Below are 21,656 nucleotides of genomic sequence, written 5' to 3'. Positions count from 1 at the left end.
GCCTGCTCGCGATGGACTCAGGGGCGCCGCGTTTATCCTGTAAGCGAGCGTCTTCGTTAACGACCATCGCGAGCAGGCTCGCTCCTACATGAATCGGGGGCCTTCGGGCCCCTTTTTCACGTCTGCATCAAGCTGTTTTCATGACAGTTTTGTTTCAATCACCTCTTTAGCTATGCGATGCTGGCGCGCAGACCGTTAGCCAACTACAGCTTAAGTACACAACGTAGAAAGTCGCGCGGCACCGTCAACTTGCTCCTTTGGGGCGCTACCACCACAGGGGGCCCTTATGCTCACCCTGCTCAATTTGTTATCTGCCGTGGCCTTGTTGATCTGGGGCACGCACATCGTCCGAACCGGCATCCTGCGGGTCTACGGTTCCAACCTGCGTCATGTGATCGGCCAGAACATGTCCAAGCGCTGGCTGGCGTTCATCGCCGGCATAGTCGTGACCGCCATGGTCCAGAGCAGCAACGCCACCGCCATGCTCGTCACCTCCTTTGTCGGCCAGGGCCTGATGGCGCTGATGCCTGCGCTGGCGACCATGCTCGGCGCCGACGTGGGTACGGCGTTGATGGCGCGGGTGCTGACGTTCGATTTGTCATGGCTGTCACCGCTGCTGATTTTTCTCGGGGTGATTTTCTTCCTGTCGCGCAAACAGACGCGGCTCGGCCAGATGGGCCGGGTGGCCATCGGTCTGGGCCTGATCATTCTGGCCCTGCAACTGATCGTCGAAGCGGCGGCGCCGATCACCCAGGCGCAAGGGGTCAAGGTCATCTTCGCCTCGCTGACCGGCGACATCCTGCTCGATGCCTTGGTCGGCGCCCTGTTCGCGATGGTTTCCTACTCCAGCCTGGCCGCCGTCCTGCTGACCGCGACCCTGGCCGGCGCCAGCGTGATCAGCTTGCCGGTGGCCATCGGCCTGGTGATCGGCGCGAACATCGGCAGCGGCATTCTGGCGTTCATGAGCACCAGCATGCAGAACGCCGCGGGCCGTCAGGTGGCGCTCGGGAGCCTGCTGTACAAGCTGATCGGCCTGTTGCTGATCATTCCGGTGCTCGACCCGTTGGTGCACTGGATCGACAGCCTCGACTTCAGCCCCCAGGAAATGGTCATCGGCTTCCACCTGCTCTACAACACGGCTCGCTGCCTGATCTTGCTGCCGACGGTCGGGATAATGGCCAGGCTGTGCGCATGGCTCTTGCCGGAACGCCCGGAAATCAACGGCACGGCCAAACCGCGGCACCTTGATCCGACGGCGCTGGTCACCCCCAGCCTGGCGCTGGCCAACGCTGTCCGGGAAACCCTGCGCATCGGCGATCTGATCGACAGCATGCTCGAAGCCATGCTCGACGTGCTGCGCGGCAAGCAAACTGCCGTCACCCAGGAAATGCGTCGCCTGACCGATGATGTGGATGCGCTCTACAACTCGATCAAGCTCTATCTGGCGCAAATGCCCCGTGAAGACCTCAGCGAGCAGGATAGTCGGCGTTGGGCGGAAATCATTGAACTGGCGATCAACCTCAAACTCGCCAGCGACCTGATCGAGCGCATGTTGCGCAAGGTGCAGCAACAGAAAACCTCGCAGCGCCGGTCTTTTTCCGAGGTCGGCCTGGACGAATTGGCGGGGCTGCACAGCCAGCTGATTTCCAATTTGCGCCTGGGGTTGTCGGTGTTCCTCAGCGCCGACAAGGAAAGTGCCCGCCAGTTGCTGCGGGAGAAGCGTCGCTTCCGTGCACAGGAACGCCGCCTGGCCCATGCTCACGTCAGCCGGTTGCAACGTAAGATTGTGCAGAGTATCGAGACCAGCTCGCTGCACCTGGAGCTGATCGCCGACATGAAGCGTCTGAATTCTCTGTTTTGCAGCAGTGCTTACGTGGTGCTGGAAACGTCTGACACCGGTGCGCTCGCTGTAGATGATTTGGCTGACATCACACATTCGCCTTGAACGTCTGGCAGTGTGGTCAGTCAGTTATATGTATTCAGCTTGATGGCCATTCGCGAGCAAGCCCGCTCCCACATTTGAAATGCATTCCTCTGTGGGAGCGGCGGTGCGACGGTTCGACTTGCTCGCGAAGAGGCCCTGACTGACGACACGGATCTCCAAACCAGCCGTATGGAAACTCGCTATGCGTTGTTTGTTGTTCGCCTGCCTGTTGCTCGGTTCATTCCCCTCGTTTGCCCTGGACCGCTTCCAGGTCGAGGGCTATACGCTGCCCAACGGCCTGCAATTGCTGCTCAAGCCCGGCACCGAGCGCGGGCATGTGGCGATTCGCCTGGTGGTCGGCGTCGGCATCGATGATTTCAACTGCGCCGACAAGGAGCTGCCGCACCTGCTCGAACACTTGCTGTTCAGTGGCATCGACGCCACCGGTGAAGGTGGTCTGGAAGAGCGCATGCAGGCGCTGGGCGGCGAGTGGAACGCCTACACCAGCAACGCCGACACCACGTTCGTCATCGAAGCCCCGGCGAAAAACCAGCGCAAGGTCCTCGACTTGCTGTTGGCGCTGTTGACCCAGACCCGAATCGACGACAACGCGATCAACGCTGCCAAGAAAGTGGTCGAGCGCGAAGACGGCGGCCATTACTCGCACCTGCAACGGTGGCTGGATCGTCAGGACCTGGGCCACACCGCGAGCAATCAACTGGCCGTGGAACTGGGCCTTAAATGCCCGGAGCGGGCCGAGGTCGATTACCTGACACGCGAACAACTGGAGAAGGTACGCAAGGCCTGGTACGCGCCCAACAACATGACTCTGATCGTGGTCGGCGACCTCGATCGCTTGCTGCCGGGTTATCTGGAGCGGGCCTGGGGCGAGCTTGATGCGGTTGACCCTACCGATCACCCGCCGCTGCCGGAGATCAACGCCAGCGCAGCCCATGAACGCACGCTGAGCCACGGTATTGTCGGCGCGGGTGCCAAGTTGCACTGGTTGGTGCCGGAGCCCGTGCTGGCGGATCAGCACGACGAAACCTTCGACCTGCTCAAGGATTATCTGGACTGGGCGCTCTATCGCCAGATGCGCCTCGCCCATGGTCTGTCCTACGGCCCCTCCGCCGAGCGCGAAGTGTTTGGCGGCGTGGGTTTCATGAGCCTCAACGCCGACCTTGAGCGCGACGATGTGACAGCGGCGGAACAGGTGCTGGATGAGTTGAAGGCTGGGTTGCTCAAGGACGGCCTGGACGCCGCCACCTTCAACCGCCTCAAGCAGGCTGCCATCGCGCGCCAGGCCTGGGCCGTGCAAGGCAACAGCGCGTTGGCCGATTACTACTGGAGCGCGTTGAGTGACTACGAAGACGGCCGCTTCGCCGACCCGGCCAAGGAGCTCCAGGGGGTTACGCTGGAAAAAGCCAACAAGGCCATGCGTGAATTGCTCTTGCAGCCGGGTTATCTGCGGATCGAGAAACCGTTGATGAGTTATGACCAGGTGCTGTGGGCAATTGCCGGGGTGTTCGCTTTGATGGTGCTGTGCCTGTTGGCCTGGCGCATCCATCGTCGACGGTAACAAATCACTGTAGGAGCCGGCTTGCCGGCGATGGTCGTCAACGATAACGCGTATTTTCTGAATAAACGCGGTGCCTTTGAGTCCATCGCCAGCAAGCCGGCTCCTACAGTTTTGCGTAGGCCAGCGAACGCTACTTCACCCTCGCCACACCGCCCCCCGGGCGGTACCCTGTCGGGGTTTTTTCCTACGACTATTGTGAACCGCCGAATGCCTACCCTGACCTTGTTCGTACAGCGCATCCTCGAACTGATGAAGCGCTATCCCGGGGTCATTGCGCTCGGTGGTTTCATTTCCGGGGTCGGCAGCTTCATGCTGGTGGATCGTCAGCAAGGCCTGGCGACGTGGATCACCATCATCATGGTGTTGAGCTGGATCTGGCTGATGCTGGAAAACAGCCTCACCAAGCTCTTCACCCGAATCTTCAAACGGGAAATTCCCCAGCCGTTGCTGCGTTATGCGACGCAGATGATTCACCAGGAAAGCCTGTTTTTCGTCCTGCCGTTCTTTTTCATCACCACCACCTGGAACAGCGGCCAGTTGTTCTTCACCGGGCTGCTGGGCATCGCCGCGCTGATTTCCATCACTGATCCGCTTTACTACAAGTGGCTGGCGCCCCGGCGCTGGGCGTTCCTGGCATTGCATACGCTGACGCTGTTTGCCGCGCTGCTGACCGCCCTGCCCGTCATCCTGCACCTGACCACCTCCCAGAGTTTCAAACTGGCGCTGGGCACCGCCGTCGTGCTGTCGTTCCCGAGCCTGGCGTCGATCTTCCCTATTCGCACCGTGCGAAATGCGCTGGCAATCCTGAGCATCACCGTCGGCATCGGCGGCGTGGGTTGGGTGTTGCGCTCGTGGGTGCCGCCAGCCACGCTGTGGATGACCGATGTGGCAATCAGCACCCAGATGCAGGACCGCACGCCGGGCAAGAGTCTGGAAGAAGTCAGTGCCGAGCAGATCCGTGGCGATGGCCTGTACGCCTACACCGCGATCAACGCCCCGCGCGGTCTCGACGAGCGCATTTACCATGTGTGGCAGTTCAACGGCAAAGAGGTCGACCGCATCGCCCTGGACATCCACGGCGGGCGCAAGGAAGGCTATCGCGCCTGGACCCACAAGCAGAACTTCCCCGGTAACCCGGCGGGCAAGTGGCAGGTTCGGGTGCTGACCGAGGACGGCCAGTTGATCGGCGTGTTGCGCTTCACGATCACGGACAGCACACCGACCAAAGAAAAGTAATGCGGTTCGTGCTATTACGTAGCTCTGCGTAACAGCCGAACAAGCACGGAGCTTATGACCAGCAGCACAATGGCCGGCAATGCCCAACTGGACGCCGCTCACTCCCCCGCTCAGTTGCGGGTGACGGGTGACTGGACGCTTGCCCATTACGCCGAACTCAAGGACCTGAGCGAAAAGCTTCGCGGCCAATACGACGACAAAACCCACATTGACCTCAATGGCCTCGGCGCGCTCGACACCGCCGGCGCATCGCTGTTGGTGGAATTGCTCGGTTCGGACCGTCTCGGCAAATCCGCTGAACATCCTGATTGCACCTTGTCTGTCGCCGATCGTGCGTTGTTGCAGACCGTTTATTGCTCGATGACCGACTTCTGCGTACCGATCAAGGAAGCGGAAATCAGCGTCGGCATTCAGTTGCTGACCCGTATCGGCCGCGCAGTGGATGCCGTCTGGCAAGACACCCTGCAACTGCTGGGCTTCGTCGGTCTGATTCTCGAAACCATCGCCCGTGGGCTGTTCCGCCCGAAGCGCTGGCGCATCACGCCTATGGTCGCGCACATCGAACAGACCGGCCTCGACGCTGCCCCCATCGTTGCCCTGCTGACCTTCCTGGTAGGCGCCGTGGTGGCGTTTCTCGGCGCAACGGTGCTGGCGAGTTTCGGTGCGAGCATCTTCACCGTGGACCTGGTGGCGTTCTCCTTCCTGCGTGAATTCGGCGTGTTGCTGACCGCAATCCTGATGGCCGGGCGCACCGCCAGTGCGTTTACCGCGCAAATCGGCTCGATGAAGGCCAACGAAGAAATCGACGCCATCCGCACCTTGGGTCTCGACCCGATGGAGTTGCTGGTGGTGCCACGCGTGCTGGCGCTGCTGGTGGCGCTGCCGATGCTGACCTTTGTGGCGATGCTCTCTGGGATTGTCGGCGGTGGCGTGGTCTGCGCCGTGGCGCTGGATATCTCGCCGGCGATGTTCTTGTCGTTGCTGCAAACCGACATCGGCGTTCAGCACTTTCTGGTCGGCATCGTCAAAGCGCCGATCTTTGCCTTCCTGATCGCCGCCATTGGTTGCCTTGAAGGCTTCAAGGTCAGCGGCAGCGCCGAGTCCGTCGGGGCGCACACCACGTCGAGCGTGGTGCAGTCGATCTTCGTGGTGATCGTGCTCGACGCCGTGGCCGCGCTGTTTTTCATGGAGATGGGCTGGTGAGTCGTCTACCCCGAGCGCCCTCCGAGGCGGTGATTGAGGTCCGTGGGCTATGCAATCGCTTCGGTCGTCAGAGCGTGCACGAGAACCTCGACCTGGATTTGTACAAGGGTGAAATCCTCGCGGTGGTCGGCGGTTCCGGCAGTGGCAAGTCGGTGCTGTTGCGCAGCATTGTCGGCCTGCGCCAGCCCAGCGAAGGTGTGGTGAAAGTGTTTGGTAAAAACCTGCCGACCCTGTCCGAGCACGAGCGCTCGATGGTCGAACGGCGCTTCGGTGTGCTGTTTCAGAAAGGCGCGCTGTTCTCTTCGCTGACAGTGACCGAGAACGTCGCCCTGCCCCTGATCGAACACGCCGGGCTGAGCCGCAACGATGCCGAACACCTGGCGGCGGTGAAACTGGCGTTGGCCGGGTTGCCGCTGTCGGCAGCGGACAAGTACCCCGCTTCGCTGTCCGGCGGCATGATCAAGCGCGCGGCACTGGCCCGGGCGCTGGCGCTGGACCCGGACATCCTGTTCCTCGACGAGCCCACCGCCGGCCTCGATCCGATTGGCGCGGCAGCCTTCGATCAATTGATCCTGACCCTGCGCGACGCGTTGGGGCTGAGTGTGTTTCTGGTGACCCACGACCTCGACACGCTCTACACCATCACCGACCGCGTGGCGGTGCTGGCGCAGAAGAAAGTGCTGGTGGCGGACGCCATCGACAAGGTGTCGGAAACCGACGACGCGTGGATTCACGAATACTTCCATGGCCCTCGCGGCCGCGCGGCGCTGTCAGCCGCTCAACAGCTTAACGAGGTCTGACATGGAAACCCGAGCCCATCACATATTGATCGGCCTGTTCACTGTGATTGTGGTGGCAAGCGCCCTGCTCTTCGGCCTGTGGCTGGCCAAGTCCAGTGTCGACACCGAGTTCAAGGATTACGAGATCGTCTTCAACGAGGCGGTCAGCGGCCTGTCCAAGGGCAGCGCCGTGCAGTACAGCGGGATCAAGGTCGGCGATGTGGTGAGTTTGCGCCTGGACCCGAAAGACCCGCGTCGCGTGCTGGCGCGGATTCGCCTCGGCGGCGACACGCCGATCAAGGAAGACACCCAGGCCAAACTGGCGCTGACTGGGATCACCGGCACCTCGATCATCCAGCTCAGTGGCGGCACGCCGCAGAGCCCGACGCTCAAGGGCCACGACGGCAACTTGCCGACGATTGTGGCCTCGCCCTCGCCCATCGCCCGTTTGCTCAACGACAGCAACGACTTGATGGCCGGCGTGAACGTGTTGATGCACAACGCCAATCAGATGTTTTCGTCGGAAAACGTCGAGCGCATCAGCAAGACCCTCGAACACCTGGAACAAACCACCGGCACCATCGCCGATCAGCGCGGTGACATCCGTCAGGCGATGCAGCAACTCTCTGCCATCGGTAAACAAGCGACGGCGACGCTGGAACAGACCGCCGCCCTGATGCGCAACGCCAACGGCCTGCTCACCGATCAGGGCACGCAGATGTTCGGCAGCGCCGAGCAAGCCATGAAGTCGCTGGAACAAAGCAGCGCAACCATCAACAAATTGCTCACCAACAACCAGGATTCGCTCAACAGCGGCATGCAAGGCCTCAATGGCCTGGCCCCGGCTGTACGTGAGTTGCGCGACACCCTGACCTCGTTGCGCGCCATCTCCCAGCGCCTGGAAGCCAACCCGAGCGGTTACTTGCTGGGCAATGACAAGAACAAGGAGTTCACGCCATGAAGCTGACTCACATCGCCCTCCTCGGCGTTTTTACGCTGACCAGCGCCTGCTCGATCCTGCCCAAGTCCGAACCGTCCGACGTCTATCGGTTGCCCTCGGTCCAGGGCAGCGTTTCGGGCAGTTATGGCACGGCGCAACGCTGGTCACTGCGCCTCACCAAACCGCAGGCCAGCGAGGCGTTGAACAGTCCGCAAATCGCCGTGATACCGCAAGGCGACCTGATCAGCAGCTACAAGGCTTCACGCTGGAGCGATCCGGCGCCGGTGCTGCTGCGCAATCGTCTGCTCGATGGTTTCCAGCGCGATGGACGGGTGCCGTTGTTGAGCACCGATGACAGCAATTTCCAGGCGGATCTGGAGTTGGGCGGGAGTTTGCAAGCGTTCCAGACTGAATACCAAGGCACCGCGGCGAGTGTCGTTGTGCGTCTGGATGCGTTGCTGGTGCGTGGTTACGACCAGCGCATTCTCGCCAGCCGGCGCTTCGAAGTGCGTCAGCCGCTGAGCGATGTGAAGGTGCCGGCGGTGGTGGCCGGGTTTGGTCTGGCGAGCGATCAGCTGACGGCGCAGGTGGTGGATTGGGCGGTTGAGCAAGGACAGAAAGTCGCGCCGCCACCGCGACCGTGAAGCCTTGCACGGACCTAATGTGGGAGCGGGCTTGCTCGCGAAAGCAGTATGTCATTCAGTATTGATGTTGACTGACAGGACGCCTTCGCGAGCAAGCCCGCTCCCACAGGGTTTGTGGTTAGCCGAAGAACCAGTAGCAGACGCCAATGGCGCCGAGCACCCCGGCCAGCTCTGCCAGCAACGCACACCCCACCGCATGCCGTGCCCGCTGAATCCCCACCGCACCGAAGTACACGGCCAGCACATAGAACGTCGTCTCGGTACTGCCCTGAATCGTCGCCGCTACCAAGGCAGGGAAGCTGTCTACCCCGGACGTCTTCATGGTTTCGATCAGCATCGCCCGCGCGGCGCTGCCGGAGAACGGTTTGACCATTGCTGTCGGCAGCGCGTCGACGAAACGCGTGTCCCAACCGGCCCATTCCACCAGGTGCCGAATCCCGTCGAGGCCGAAATCCAGCGCCCCGGACGCCCGTAGTACACCGACGGCACAGAGCATCGCTACCAGATACGGCAGCAGATTCTTCGCCACGTCGAAGCCTTCTTTCGCACCTTCCACGAAGGCCTCGTAGACCTTCACTTTGCGCAGCGCGCCGATCACCAGGAACAGCATGATTATCCCGAAGAGCGTCAGATTGCCGAGGATCGACGACAAACTGGCTAGCGCGGTGGCCGAGAGCGTTGCCAGCAACGCCATGAAACTACCAAGGATCAGGGCACCGGGAATCATATAGGCCAGCACCACCGGGTCCCAGACGCGAAGGCGTTGCATGAAGGCTACAGCCAGGAAACCGACGATGGTCGAGCAACTGGTGGCCAGCAGGATCGGCAGGAACACCAGCGTCGGATCCGGCGCGCCTTGCTGCGCGCGGTACATGAAGATCGTCACCGGCAACAGGGTCAGGGAGGAGGCGTTGAGCACCAGGAACAGGATTTGCGCGTTGCTGGCAATGGTGTCGCTGGGGTTGAGCTCTTGCAGCGCCTTCATGGCTTTAAGGCCGATTGGCGTGGCGGCGTTGTCCAGGCCCAGGCCGTTGGCGGCGAAGTTCAGGGTGATCAGGCCGATGGCGGGGTGACCGGCCGGCACTTCTGGCATCAGGCGCAGGAACAGCGGGCCCAGCGCTCTGGCCAGCCACTCGACGATCCCGGCTTTTTCGGCGATCCGCAGAAAACCGAGCCAGAGGGTGAGGGTGCCGAACAGCAGGACCATGACCTCGACCGACAACTTGGCCATGGCGAAAATGCTTTCCACCATCGCCGCGAAGATCCCGGCATTCCCGCCGATCAGCCACTGCGCCAGCGCCGACACGGCCGCCACAATGAAGAAGCCAAGCCAAAGGCCATTGAGCATCAGTAAATCCCCCGAAGAATGCGGCGAATGATAGCGGGGTAGCCAGAAACGACAAACCCCGGATTTCTCCGGGGTTCATATAAGCGCCACATCTTTGTAGGAGCCGGCTTGCTGGCGATGAACGATAACGCGGTATGTCTGATAAACCGCGGTGTCCAGATCGCCAGCAAGCCGGCTCCTACAGGTTTAGTTGTTGGACACTTCGCCGACCGGCAGCTTTTCCTTGCTGCGCCAGTGCGGCAGGGAGTTCCAGTAGCGCTGGCCCTTGGCGTCGTCGTACATGCCTTCCCAACGGGCGATGACCAACACGGCCAGGGCATTGCCGATCACGTTCAGCGCGGTACGCGCCATGTCCATGATGCGGTCGACACCGGCGATGAACGCCAGGCCTTCCAGCGGGATACCCACGCTGCCCAAGGTTGCCAGCAGCACCACGAAGGACACGCCCGGAACGCCGGCGATGCCTTTGGAGGTGACCATCAGGGTCAGTACCAGCAGCAATTGCTGGCTGATCGACAGGTCGATGCCGTAGAGCTGGGCAATGAAGATTGCCGCGATGCTTTGATACAAGGTCGAACCGTCGAGGTTGAACGAGTAACCAGTCGGTACCACGAAACTGCAAATGGCTTTCGGTGCGCCGTAGGCTTCCATCTTCTCGATCACGCGCGGCAGCACGGTTTCGGAGGAGGCGGTGGAGTAGGCCAGTACCAGCTCATCCTTGAAGATGCGCATCAGCTTGATCACCGAGAAACCGAACAGGCGAGCGATCAGGCCCAGCACCACGAAGGCGAAGAAGGCGATGGCGACGTAAACCAGGATCACCAGTTTGGCCAGCGGCAGCAGGGACGCGAAGCCGAAGTTGGCCACGGTCACCGCGATCAGTGCGAACACGCCGATCGGGGCGTAGTTCATGATCATGTGGGTGACCTTGAACATGCTTTCCGACACGCCTTGGAACATCGTTACCAGCGGGTCGCGCAACTCGGGCTTCAGGCTCGACAAACCGAGACCGAACAGCACCGAGAAGAAGATGATCGGCAGCATTTCGCCGCGGGCCATGGCCGCGAAGATGTTGGATGGGATCAGGTTGAGGATGGTTTCGATGAACGCGTGTTCATGCTGTACCTCGGCGGCGGTCGCCTGGTACTTGGAAATATCCACGGTACCCAGGGTGCTCATGTCGATGCCGGCACCCGGGTGGAACAGGTTGGCGAGCAGCAGGCCAACGACGATGGCGATGGTGGTGACGACTTCAAAGTAGATGATCGTCTTGAGGCCGATGCTGCCGAGTTTCTTCGCGTCACCGACGCCCGCAATACCGACGATCAACGACGAGATCACGATCGGGATCACGATCATCTTGATCAGACGGATAAAGATATCGCCTGCTGGTTGCAGAACGTTGCTGATCCACCAAGCCTTCTCGGCACTGAAATGGTTGAGCAGCGCACCGATTGCAATCCCCAATACCAGACCGATTAGGATCTGCCAGGCGAGGCTAAGCTTTGCCTTCTTCATATCTTTACCCTTACTTGCGTTTGACTCAGGCAGATGCGGGAACTGGAACGCTTTTGGCGAAAAAGTCTTGTGCATCTGCCCCCGTATAAGGTGCCCCGGAGCGAGTATTTATGGCTCTCTGGCAGGCGAAAAAAGGCGCAACTATTCCGATGCAAGGATGCGACGTCTAATGCCGTAAACGCCTACCCTATGCCGAATCGGCATGAGGTTTTTTCACTGAAAGCGACGTCGCAAACGGTTCGAATATGACATTTCGGCAGGCATATGTGCCGTGAACCGGCCATCTCCGGGCAGGCTGGGTGTTTTTTGATCAGTGGTGCGGGAGGGGGATTTCAGAAAAATCCGACAATCAGAGGTGAGAAATCGCTGCAAAATAAGGCAGTTTTTTCTCGATGTACGGTCACGAAAGAAACACCGGGAAAAGTATTTTCCGGTGATTAGTCGTGCGAATGAGAGGTTGGAACAGCGAAACCGGATGGATCGCTCTATTTCAAAGCGTTGCGCGCAAGCTCTTCGCAAGCCCGTCGAGCCATGGAGGGAAGACGAGCTTGCGTCGCAGCTTTTTCCTGACCCGGCCCTTTCGCAGGTACTCCCTGTACCCGTAGGTCACTCCGCCCCTGAAACAGGCAGAACGTCCCGACCCCTTGGTCATGCGTCTACCTTCCTCAGGTAGCGCATTGGAGAGAAGCAATGCTGCTTCTTTCGTGTGACAAATTCGGTACCAGCCCGGATCTTTCTTCAGTTGTTTTCTTCACCGCGCCTGGCTGCCATCGCGATGGCACTGCCGCCCCGGAGCAGGGCGGCTGCCAACGTTTTGGGTGAAACGCTCATCTTCAACCTCGACCGCGACGGCCAAAGAAGAACGAAGCAATGAACATCACCAGGAACACGACAAAGAGAATCTTGGCGATACCCGTGGCGGTGCCCGCGATACCACCGAAGCCCAGTACTGCAGCGATGATGGCAATGATCAAGAATGTGATTGCCCAGCTCAACATGGTGATTCTCCTTACGCTTCTATTTAGAGAGGCTACTTGTGGTGCGTTTCCCGGCGCCGCGAGCGCGCCAAGTTTGTGTGTCTAGAACACCCAACGCTCCTGACGTGTCAGCTCGTCCGCAGGCTGAGCCTGGTCGACATCCATCATTCGCGTCGGGGCGCTGTCAGCGAAGCTGCTGCTGACGGCGCTGAAGTGGGTTTGGGTCGGATGCTGAATCGACACGCGTGGCGCTTCTTGCTGCTGGCTCTGCTCCCAACGCTGAAACTGCTGGCCGCCGATCAAGGTGATCAAAAGCGCCAGAACAGCAAACAGGCCTTGCTGGATATGCAGTGGCGAGATACGCAATTGGGCGGCACGTTGGCGATTCATCCTGAAGCTCCTCCCTCTCTGTAGTGATCTTGTTATGGGCCTCGTTTCTGAATGCCCTGGTTAATCAGGTTGTTGCAGCCTGCATGCCAGCTTTTAACGACGATAAATATCAATAAAATCAGCTGGTTATGATTTTCATGAAAATCATGCCGGACGCATCCTGCACGATGGCTCTTCCGCAGTCGTGCGTAATGCACGATGGATTTGTAGGAACTTTCATTTTTTTTGAATTGCGGGGAGGGCGCGGATGTCACAAGGAAAGATGGGGAATCAACTGAAAACCGGCTATCTGATAAAAAAACAACAAAATCAGGTGATTAACCGTAGGGTGAGGGGCGAGCTACCCTGCTGTAGCCGGAATCGACCAGAATCAACCATGCAACTTGCCCGATTATTCCGGGACTAAACCAAGATCATTCTTTAAGGAGCGTAGGAAAATGGAGTCAGCCACTGAGCATCAAGGCCGCATTCTGCTGGTGGACGACGAATCCGCCATCCTGCGAACGTTCCGATACTGCCTCGAAGATGAAGGCTACAGCGTCGCCACCGCCACCAGCGCGGCGCAGGCCGATGCGCTGCTGCAACGCCAGGTGTTCGACCTGTGCTTCCTCGATTTGCGCCTCGGCGAGGACAATGGCCTCGACGTGTTGGCGCAGATGCGCATTCAGGCGCCGTGGATGCGCGTGGTGATTGTCACCGCACATTCGGCTGTGGACACCGCGGTGGATGCCATTCAGGCCGGCGCCGCTGATTATCTGGTCAAGCCGTGCAGCCCCGATCAATTGCGCCTTGCCACCGCCAAGCAACTGGAAGTGCGGCAACTGTCGGCCCGTCTGGAGGCGCTGGAAGGTGAAGTGCGCAAACCCAAGGACGGTCTGGATTCCCACAGCCCGGCGATGAAAGTGGTGCTTGAAACCGCCCGCCAGGTGGCCAGCACGGATGCCAACATCCTGATCCTAGGCGAGTCCGGTACCGGTAAGGGTGAACTGTCCCAAGCCATTCACGGCTGGAGCAAGCGTGCGAAAAAATCCTGCGTCACCATCAACTGCCCATCGCTGACCGCCGAACTGATGGAAAGCGAGTTGTTTGGTCACAGCCGTGGCGCGTTCACCGGCGCCAGTGAAAGCACGCTCGGGCGAGTGAACCAGGCTGACGGCGGAACGCTGTTTCTCGACGAGATCGGCGATTTTCCCCTGACGTTGCAGCCTAAATTACTGCGTTTCATCCAGGACAAGGAATATGAACGCGTCGGCGATCCGGTCACCCGCCGCGCCGATGTGCGCATCCTCGCGGCCACCAACCTCAATCTTGAAGACATGGTCCGCGACGGCCGTTTCCGTGAAGATTTGCTCTATCGCCTGAACGTCATCACCTTGCACCTGCCGCCGCTGCGCGAACGGCGGGAAGATATTCTGAACCTGGCTGAGCGTTTTCTGGCCCGGTTCGTCAAGGAATACGCGCGTCCGGCGCGGGTTTTCAGTGAAGAAGCCCGTGAAGCGCTGCTCAGCTATCGCTGGCCCGGGAACATCCGCGAGCTGCGCAACGTGGTCGAGCGGGCGAGCATTATTTGTCCACAGGAGCGGGTTGAAATCAGCCACTTGGGCATGGCCGAAACCCCGGTCAACAATGCGCCACGCATCGGCGCTGCGCTGAGCCTGGATGAACTGGAGAAGGCCCACATCGGCGCGGTCCTCGCCACCGCCGACACCCTGGATCAGGCCGCCAAGACGCTCGGCATCGACGCTTCGACGCTCTACCGCAAACGCAAGCAGTACAACTTGTGAGCCCTGCGCGATGAAACTGGCGATGAAGTTGCGTACTCGGCTTTTTCTGAGTATTTCCGCCTTGATCACCGTGGCGCTGCTGGGGCTTTTGCTCGGTCTGGTCAGCGTGATGCAGATGGCGGGAACCCAGGAAGCGCTGATTCGCAACAATTTCGTCACCCTGGACCTGGGCCTGAAGATGCGCCAGACCCTGGGCGATCAACTGATCCTCATGCTGGGCGAAAAATCGGATCCAGCGGCGTTTGAAACGTCCAGACTGCATTATCTTCAGTTGGTGGATGAAGGCATCGCCCATGAGCAGAATCAAGAGAGCGGCCAACACGGTTTCAGGCAGGCCAAGGACGATTACCTGCGGTTTCTTCAGGCGCTGGACCAGGCACACGATCCGTCCCATGTACTGAGTGGCAACGAAGACCTCGCCGAAAAACTCAACGTGTTGCGCAACGGGCTGATTACCGAGCAAAAGCGAGCGCTGGATACCATCAATGAAACGCAACGTCAGGCGCGGGAACGAGCGCTGCTGATTGCCGGCCTGCTCGGTCTGGTCGGGTTGGCGGTGCTGATCATCGGTTTCGTCACCGCTCATGCGATCGCACGTCGTTTCGGCGAACCGATCGAGGCGTTGGCCCAGGCCGCCGATAACATCGGCCAAGGCAATTTCGAGGTAACCCTGCCGATTTCCTCGGCAGTGGAAATGAATCTGCTGACCAAGCGTTTCGGGATCATGGCCGAGGCTCTGCGTCAGCATCAGGCCACTAATATCGACGAATTGCTCGCCGGCCAGCAGCGTTTGCAGGCGGTGCTCGACAGCATTGATGACGGGCTGCTGATGATCGACCGCGACGGCCATCTGGAACACCTCAACCCGGTGGCGCAGCGTCAATTGGGTTGGGACACCGATCGTCTTGGTCAGGGGCTGGGTGCCGCGCTCGAACGCCCCGAGCTGGATCAACAGCTGCAACTGGTGCTGCGTGGCGGCACGTTGGAGCGGGCGCCGGAGGACCTGAGTATCGAGGTCGATGGCGAGTCGCGGTTGCTCACGTACAGCCTGACGCCGGTCAGTCATACCCAGGCCCAGATTCTGGGCGCGGTAATGGTGTTGCATGACGTCACCGAGCAGCGTGCTTTCGAGCGAGTGCGCAGCGAGTTTGTGTTGCGTGCGTCTCATGAGCTGCGAACGCCGGTCACCGGGATGCACATGGCATTCGGCCTGTTTCGGGAGCGCACGCACTTTGCGCAGGACTCGCGAGAAGCGGACCTGCTGGACACCGTCAATGAAGAGATGCAGCGTTTGATGCAACTGATCAACGACTTGCTGAACTTCTCCCGCTACCAGAACGGTCTGCAGAAACTCTCGCTGGCGCCGTGTTCCATCGAGGAGCTGCTTGAGCGGGCCCGGTCGCGGTTCGCTGATACAGCGCAAGAGAAGGGCATCAACCTGCTGGTGGAGGTGCAAGGTCCGTTACCGTGGTTGCAGGCCGATCAACCGCAACTGGACCGTGTGCTCGACAACCTGATCGACAACGCCTTGCGCCATACCGGCCCTGACGGCCAGATACGCTTGCAGGCGCGGCGTCATGGGGAGCGGGTGATCATCAGCGTCGAGGACAATGGCGAGGGCATCGCCTACGGCCAGCAGGGGCGAATCTTCGAGCCTTTTGTGCAGGTCGGGCGCAAGAAGGGTGGCGCGGGGCTTGGCTTGGCGTTGTGCAAGGAAATCGTGCAGTTGCACGGTGGGCGGATGGGGGTTTATTCGCGACCGGGGCAGGGCACGCAGTTCTACATGGCGTTGGCGGTTTAACGCGCGTTTACGCTTCGTCGTCCAGGCGTCGGCCGGCCAGTCGCCGACCCCGGGTAATCAGCTCGATGAACTGTACGGCGCTCAATGCATGGGCGAACAACCAGCCCTGACCGAACTTCACCCCTTCACTGCTCAAGAATGCGGCCTGGGCTTCATGTTCGATGCCTTCGGCAATCACCTTCAGGTGCAGCGACTGGGCCATGTGAATGATATGCGGCGCCACGCCACTGCTGGCGGCGTCATGCCCCAGCGCATCGATGAACGCCTTGTCGATTTTCAGGCAGTCCACCGGCAGGGTTTGCAGATAGGCGAGGCTGCAATAGCCGGTGCCAAAGTCATCGATCAACACCTGATGCCCGACATCGCGCAAGGCCTGCAGGTTTTCCCGGGCCACCACCACGTCAATCAATCCCCGCTCGGTCACCTCAAAGGCAATCTGCTTGGCCGCGACCCGGTGCAAGGTCAGCAGGCGCGCCATCACCTGACCGATTCGCGGCACCATGACATCGCACGCTGCGAGGTTGACCGAGATGTACAGCTGCGGATTGGCCCGCAACAACTGCCCCAATTGCTCCAGCAGGCGTTGCAGGACGAAGTCGGTCATCTGACGGATCTGCCCGGTGTTCTCCGCCATCGGAATAAACAGGTCGGGGCTGGTCAGGGTGCCATCCGGCCGGCGCCAGCGCAGCAAGGCTTCGGCTCCGACGCAGTTGCGGCTGTCGAGGTCGAAGATCGGTTGATACAACACCTGCAACTCGCCACGTCGTATCGCACCGGTCAATTCGGCGTCCAGCGACTGCCGCTGACGCACCAGCAGAAACACCATGAAGCCCACCAGTATTCCCAATGCCAGGCTGGCCGGCACCAGCCACCACCAGGCGGTGGGCACATTCACGGCGGTGCGCGGGGTGATCAGCACCAATTGGTATTCGGGGCTTTTGGTCGGCATGAGGTAAATCAAGCGAGTCGGGGTGACTTGCAAGGCTTCGCTGCTCTTCGGTGGCCAAGGCACGGTCGGTGGCCAGGCTTGCGGGGAGCCCAACACCGGAATCGCGCGGGTGCCATTGTCGAGTATCACCAAAAGACTGCTGCCCGGCGACAGGTCGACCATGTCGGTCAAATGTCCGCGAGAGGTCGCGACTCGGAAGTTGCCCCGTCCGAGCATGAGCGCGGCGCGGTTTTCATCAGGTTCGGTGGTGGTGTTCAGCCAATAACTGTAAGTGGGGTCTTGAATGTCCGGTGCTCGTGTCAGCGACAGTCCTTCCTGGCTCGGTCGGTTGGAGCAGATCTTCGAGGCATCCATATACGCGGCCTCGTAAACGAAGCGGTAATTGAAGGTGACCTGCTGCAAAGTGGCGATCATGTCTTTGTCGCAGGTTCGCAGCGGTTGGGCCTCCAGATCAACAAGGCCTTCGCGCAGTTGCCCGAACAACTGCTCCAGGCGCGAAAGAAATCGTTCGCCTTGCGCGTTCATTTCCAGACTTTCGTTTTGCTCAATCTGATGAATGGCCACGAACAGGCTGAGCGCCAATAGCAACACGCTGCTCAGGGCGGCCGCCAGCATCGCCAAAAACCATGGGCGATAGAACCAGCTACGAAGCGTCTCTCGAGCAGCAGGCATATGGGAATATCCGAAGAATTACCAATGAGTTATAGCTGCTGATTGGGAAAAAGCCCGCACCGTCGGGCGGGCGTCATTATTTTGTCTGATTCAACACCTGGAGAAGCGCAGCTGTCTGCGCATCCGGCATGCCGTCGAAGCGCGACGGCCGGAAATGCATTTGAAAGGCGCCGATCACGTGACGCGTCGCAACGTCCAGCTCGCCGGTTTGCGGCGTGGCGTAACCGAGGCGGGCCAACTGCGCCTGAAACCAGCTGACGCTCGGCAGTTTCGAGTCGAACTGCACTTGTTGCCGCGCCACGGCCTGCTCGTCTGGCCAAACACCAAGGCCTTCGGCGGCCAGGCGCTTCCAGGGAAAAAGCGGCCCCGGGTCCAGCTTGCGAAACGGCGCGATGTCGCTATGGCCGATAATGCTGTGAGGGTTGATGGCGTGACGTTTGCTGATGTCTTTTAGCAAGACGATCAAGGACTGGACCTGAGCTTCGCTGTAGGGATACCAGTAACGCCCTCCGGTCGGGAGTTCCTTGAATCCTGGGTTGACGATTTCAATGCCGATGGAGCTGGAATTCAACCAGGTCCGACCCTGCCACTCACTCTCTCCGGCGTGCCATGCCCGTTGGTTTTCGTCCATCAACTTATAGATAGTGGCGTTTGTGTCGTCGCCGATCAGGTAATGGCTGCTGACTTCGCCGTGGGTCAGCAGTTGCAACGAGCGTTCCAGCGATGCCGAGGTGTAATGCACCACCACGAATTGAACGCGGCTGTCGTGATTGGCCGAAGGATGGCTGGTGTCGAACCGAGGTTCGCTGGCACAGCCGGCCAACAGGATCAGCGACACGAAGAGGGTGAGAAATTTCATGGTAGAGGCAGTACGCGCAAGACAGTAATGCAACAGTGTAACGTACTGCCTTGCGCGAGAATGGTCGGCGCGAGCTTTTAAACAAAATGGAACAATTGGCTGTCAGCCCAGTTCCACTCGGTTACGCCCGGCATGTTTTGCGCGATACAGCGCCTGATCGGCTCTTTTAAGCACCAGATCGCTGTGTTCGCCGGGTTTGAACGCGGTCAGTCCCATGGAAATGGTGATGGTCACCGGCTCGCTTTTGAAATGGAACGGGCAGGCTTCGACCGCCGCTCGCAAGCTTTCCAACAGCTTTGCGCCGACGGCCGGCACTGTGCCGGGCATTAACAGGACAAATTCTTCTCCGCCAAAACGCGCGATGAAATCTGTCCCGCGCAGGCGCTTGCGCAGCACCGTGGCGATGATTTTCAGCACTTTGTCGCCCGCCAGATGACCATAGTTATCGTTGATGCGTTTGAAATGGTCGAGGTCGAGCATGGCCAGCAGAAGGGTGTTGCCGTGCTGCTGCCACTGATGGATTTCGTGGTCGAGCCGCTCGCTCCAGGCCGCCCGGTTCGGCAGCCCGGTCAGCGGGTCGATCAAGGCTTTCTGGCGCTGCTCTTCAAGATGTTCGCGATAACCCTGGGCTTCCTGCTCCATGTGCGCCACCCGTTCGGCCAGGCCTTTCAGGCGGGCGGCCACTTCCTGTTCGCGTTCGTCGCGCTGCTTCTGGTGTTGGTCCATGGTGCCCAACAGGCCTTCGAGGTGGTTCTCCAGCACATGCTTGAGGTCGTCCAGGTCGGCGGCTTCCTGCATGCTGCTCTGCAAGCCATCGACTTGTTCGCGGATCTGCGTGTCCATTTGCCGTGCCGCAGATTGGTTGTCGGCATGGCCATCGCTGGCGGCTTGCAAGTTGCTCTGGAACGACTCGAGGCGTTCGTTGAGTTGCTGCAAATAAACTTCGAACTCGTGCTGTCCGCTGTTGTTGATCGCCAGCATCAAAGTTGCCAGATCGTCGAGGATCGGCAGCAGTTCGTACCAATTCAAACCGTTTTGCAGGCGATCACGCATCGCTTCGGCTTGTGGGCGATGACGTTCGGGGAGCGACAGGTCGTCGAGCAGGCCCAGTAGCGTGTCTTCGATGTGCTTGGCCACTGAGCTGTAGGACGGCTCGGGCGAGTCCGGAAGGGCGTAGAGAATATCGTGTTCAGGTTGTTCCGGATCGATGGCGGCCAGCGCCTGGGCCACGGCCGAGGGCAGGGGCAGGCTGTCGAGAGGCACCACCGGGGTGAGTTCGTCGGGATTGCCAAGCGGTTGAGCCTCGACAACCGGTGTCATCGCGGCGGGTGCCGGTTGCTCCGGTTGTTGAACCTGCGGCTGGGCCGGTGTTTCCACGTCGGGCACTGGCTGAGGCTCAACAACTGGCGGGACAAATGCCACGACGGCAGGCGGCGGGGCGTCTGTCGGTGTCTCGATCACCGGCGGCTCGGGTGCGGCCACGGGCGTGTCAGACACTGTCACCGGTGGCTCAGCGGCGATTGGCGCGGATTCGACGGTGACTTGCGGCGACTCGGCAGGCAAAGCAGCAATGGCTTCTACAGGCGCTGGAGCGGACGCCTGGGCCTGCAGAGCCGCAGCTTCCGGAGTGGCTTCATCCGCTTCACGACTGCCGAACAGTCGTTGCAGCAAACCCGGACGACCGGGTTCTGTCGGGGTCTCCAGCTGATTCAAGGCTTTGCCTTGCAGGCCGCTCAGTTCGCTGAGCAGCAACGGGATCTCGCGCGCCTGGCTGACGCGTCCGTCCAGTGTTTTGGCAAAGTTCTTGAGTGGCCGGCTCACTTCCCGGGGCAGCGGCAACGTTTGCAGTTGCGTTACCAGCGAGGTCAGCGCGGCACTGGTCTGATTGACTCGGGTTTCGCGACGCTGTTCGGAGTCGAGTACGGCTTTTTCCAGTCGCGGAAGCAGCGCCGCCAGGCCCGCATCCATGTCATTGGTGCGGATGACCTCGCGCATTTCTTTCATGCACTGGTCAACAGCGCGGTCGGTGCCCTCGGCCGCCAGCGTACTGCGCACCAACCCCCGACGCAGCAAGTCGAGCCGGGCGTCCCAGCGACGCTCGAGTTTTTCCTGTTGTTCGATGCTTTTGAGGTATTTCTCTTTCCAGCGCTGTGCTTCGTCGCTCATTCAGGGGTTCCGCGAGGGGCAGGACTCAACGCGGGGAATGCATCGGCCGTGAGCGAACCCGGCAGACGAATTTCTACCGCGACCGGCAGGTGATCGGAAATGGGTTGAGCCAGCACTTCGACCTTTTCCAGCGTCAGGGTCGGGCTCAGCAGAATGTGGTCCAGGCAGCGCTGCGGGCGCCAGCTGGGGAAGGTCGCTTCCAGTTGCGGTGCCAGCAGGCCGAGGTCGCGCAACGGGGAGTTTTGCAGCAGATCACTGGCATGAGTGTTCATGTCACCCATCAGCACCTGGTGTTTATAGCCGCCAATCAACTCGCGGATGTAAGCCAGTTGCATGCTGCGGGTGCGTGCGCCCAGCGCCAGATGCATCATGACCACCACCAGCGATTCCGGACCTTCGCCGAAGCGCACCAGGATCGCCCCGCGACCCTTGGGCCCCGGCAGCGGGTGATCTTCAATCGCCCACGGGCGCAGGCGGCTGAGCACGCCATTGCTGTGCTGGCCGAGACGACCGAGGTTGCGATTGAGTTGTTGATACCAGTAGGGGAAGGCGCCGAGTTGCGCCAGGTGTTCCACTTGATTGACGTAGCCGGATCGCAGGCTGCCGCCATCGGCTTCCTGCAGTGCAACCAGATCGAAGTCGCCCAGCAGATTGCCGATCTTTTGCAGATTGTCGGCACGCCCGGTGTGCGGCAACAGGTGTTGCCAGCCCCGGGTCAGGTAGTGCCGATACCGCTCGGTACTGATACCGACCTGGATATTGAAGCTGAGCAAGCGCAGACGGCTGTCTGCGGGCAGGCCCGTCGATTCCAGGTGATGCTCGTTGACCTGCGGATCATGCAGGCCAACGACGCGTTCAGTACCCCAGCGGCGCATGGCAGGCCTCGC

General features: G+C 60.4%; 17 protein-coding genes. 9 read left to right on the top strand and 8 right to left on the bottom strand.

Annotated features, from left to right (window positions below):
* Positions 1 to 286: 286 nt before the first annotated feature.
* The 7 genes from ACM6IO_RS07135 (at position 287) to ACM6IO_RS07105 (ending at position 8,305) form a co-directional block, all read left to right on the top strand.
* A complete protein-coding gene (locus ACM6IO_RS07135) occupies positions 287 to 1,945 on the top strand; it encodes a Na/Pi cotransporter family protein (protein ID WP_008044735.1) in 1,659 nt (552 codons plus the stop codon).
* 181 nt (positions 1,946 to 2,126) lie between these two features.
* Positions 2,127 to 3,503: a M16 family metallopeptidase gene (locus ACM6IO_RS07130; protein WP_414911219.1), complete on the top strand. Its 1,377-nt coding sequence runs from the start codon at positions 2,127 to 2,129 to the stop codon at positions 3,501 to 3,503.
* Positions 3,504 to 3,710: 207 nt separating this feature from the next.
* Complete coding sequence (locus ACM6IO_RS07125) at positions 3,711 to 4,739, top strand: DUF5924 family protein (protein ID WP_192228126.1); 1,029 nt, start codon at positions 3,711 to 3,713, stop codon at positions 4,737 to 4,739.
* Positions 4,740 to 4,793: 54 nt separating this feature from the next.
* Complete coding sequence (locus tag ACM6IO_RS07120; protein ID WP_032828683.1) at positions 4,794 to 5,942, top strand: ABC transporter permease; 1,149 nt, start codon at positions 4,794 to 4,796, stop codon at positions 5,940 to 5,942.
* On the top strand, positions 5,939 to 6,742 hold the full coding sequence (locus ACM6IO_RS07115; protein ID WP_008044731.1) for an ABC transporter ATP-binding protein: 804 nt from the start codon (positions 5,939 to 5,941) through the stop codon (positions 6,740 to 6,742). Before ACM6IO_RS07120 ends, ACM6IO_RS07115 begins: the two co-directional genes overlap by 4 nt.
* Position 6,743: 1 nt before the next feature.
* Positions 6,744 to 7,682, top strand: a complete 939-nt coding sequence (locus ACM6IO_RS07110) for an MlaD family protein (protein ID WP_192228125.1) — start codon at positions 6,744 to 6,746, stop codon at positions 7,680 to 7,682.
* Entirely contained in the window at positions 7,679 to 8,305 is a 627-nt protein-coding gene (locus tag ACM6IO_RS07105; protein WP_008027631.1) for an ABC-type transport auxiliary lipoprotein family protein, read from the top strand. The genes ACM6IO_RS07110 and ACM6IO_RS07105 overlap by 4 nt, the downstream gene beginning before the upstream one ends.
* Before the next feature lie 118 nt (positions 8,306 to 8,423).
* Here the strand turns inward: ACM6IO_RS07105 and ACM6IO_RS07100 are convergent, their stop codons facing one another.
* The 4 genes from ACM6IO_RS07100 to ACM6IO_RS07085 form a co-directional block, all read right to left on the bottom strand.
* Positions 8,424 to 9,653 carry a nucleoside recognition domain-containing protein gene (locus ACM6IO_RS07100; protein ID WP_008027633.1) on the bottom strand — a complete coding sequence of 410 codons (1,230 nt, stop codon included), beginning with the start codon at positions 9,651 to 9,653 and terminating at the stop codon, positions 8,424 to 8,426.
* Between the two features lie 186 nt (positions 9,654 to 9,839).
* Positions 9,840 to 11,171, bottom strand: a complete 1,332-nt coding sequence (gene gltP / locus ACM6IO_RS07095; protein ID WP_008044718.1) for a glutamate/aspartate:proton symporter GltP — start codon at positions 11,169 to 11,171, stop codon at positions 9,840 to 9,842.
* An 833-nt stretch (positions 11,172 to 12,004) separates the two neighbouring features.
* Positions 12,005 to 12,169, bottom strand: coding sequence for a DUF1328 domain-containing protein (locus tag ACM6IO_RS07090; protein WP_003177151.1), 165 nt, complete (start codon positions 12,167 to 12,169; stop codon positions 12,005 to 12,007).
* 81 nt (positions 12,170 to 12,250) lie between these two features.
* On the bottom strand, positions 12,251 to 12,538 hold the full coding sequence (locus ACM6IO_RS07085) for a hypothetical protein (RefSeq protein WP_008044713.1): 288 nt from the start codon (positions 12,536 to 12,538) through the stop codon (positions 12,251 to 12,253).
* Positions 12,539 to 12,975: 437 nt separating this feature from the next.
* On the opposite strand from ACM6IO_RS07085, the gene algB reads away from it, so the two are divergent.
* A complete protein-coding gene (algB, locus tag ACM6IO_RS07080) occupies positions 12,976 to 14,322 on the top strand; it encodes a sigma-54-dependent response regulator transcription factor AlgB (RefSeq protein ID WP_008044712.1) in 1,347 nt (448 codons plus the stop codon).
* Positions 14,323 to 14,332: 10 nt separating this feature from the next.
* Positions 14,333 to 16,123: an ATP-binding protein gene (locus ACM6IO_RS07075; RefSeq protein ID WP_192228123.1), complete on the top strand. Its 1,791-nt coding sequence runs from the start codon at positions 14,333 to 14,335 to the stop codon at positions 16,121 to 16,123.
* 7 nt (positions 16,124 to 16,130) lie between these two features.
* Here the strand turns inward: ACM6IO_RS07075 and ACM6IO_RS07070 are convergent, their stop codons facing one another.
* The 4 genes from ACM6IO_RS07070 to ACM6IO_RS07055 form a co-directional block, all read right to left on the bottom strand.
* On the bottom strand, positions 16,131 to 17,744 hold the full coding sequence (locus ACM6IO_RS07070; RefSeq protein ID WP_414911218.1) for an EAL domain-containing protein: 1,614 nt from the start codon (positions 17,742 to 17,744) through the stop codon (positions 16,131 to 16,133).
* A gap of 76 nt (positions 17,745 to 17,820) precedes the next feature.
* Positions 17,821 to 18,603, bottom strand: a complete 783-nt coding sequence (locus ACM6IO_RS07065; RefSeq protein WP_223480231.1) for an N-acetylmuramoyl-L-alanine amidase — start codon at positions 18,601 to 18,603, stop codon at positions 17,821 to 17,823.
* Between the two features lie 102 nt (positions 18,604 to 18,705).
* The gene (locus tag ACM6IO_RS07060; RefSeq protein ID WP_414911217.1) at positions 18,706 to 20,769 is read right to left on the bottom strand and encodes a diguanylate cyclase; all 2,064 of its coding nucleotides are present in this window, start codon (positions 20,767 to 20,769) and stop codon (positions 18,706 to 18,708) included.
* Positions 20,766 to 21,644 carry an endonuclease/exonuclease/phosphatase family protein gene (locus ACM6IO_RS07055; RefSeq protein WP_008027651.1) on the bottom strand — a complete coding sequence of 293 codons (879 nt, stop codon included), beginning with the start codon at positions 21,642 to 21,644 and terminating at the stop codon, positions 20,766 to 20,768. Before ACM6IO_RS07055 ends, ACM6IO_RS07060 begins: the two co-directional genes overlap by 4 nt.
* Positions 21,645 to 21,656: the final 12 nt, after the last annotated feature.

Source organism: Pseudomonas sp. IT-P44 (assembly GCF_949768225.1).
GTDB classification, from domain to species: Bacteria; Pseudomonadota; Gammaproteobacteria; order Pseudomonadales; family Pseudomonadaceae; genus Aquipseudomonas; species Aquipseudomonas migulae.
The sequence above is the reverse complement of the archived record's forward strand: the minus strand, read 5'-3'. Positions and strand labels throughout refer to the sequence as shown.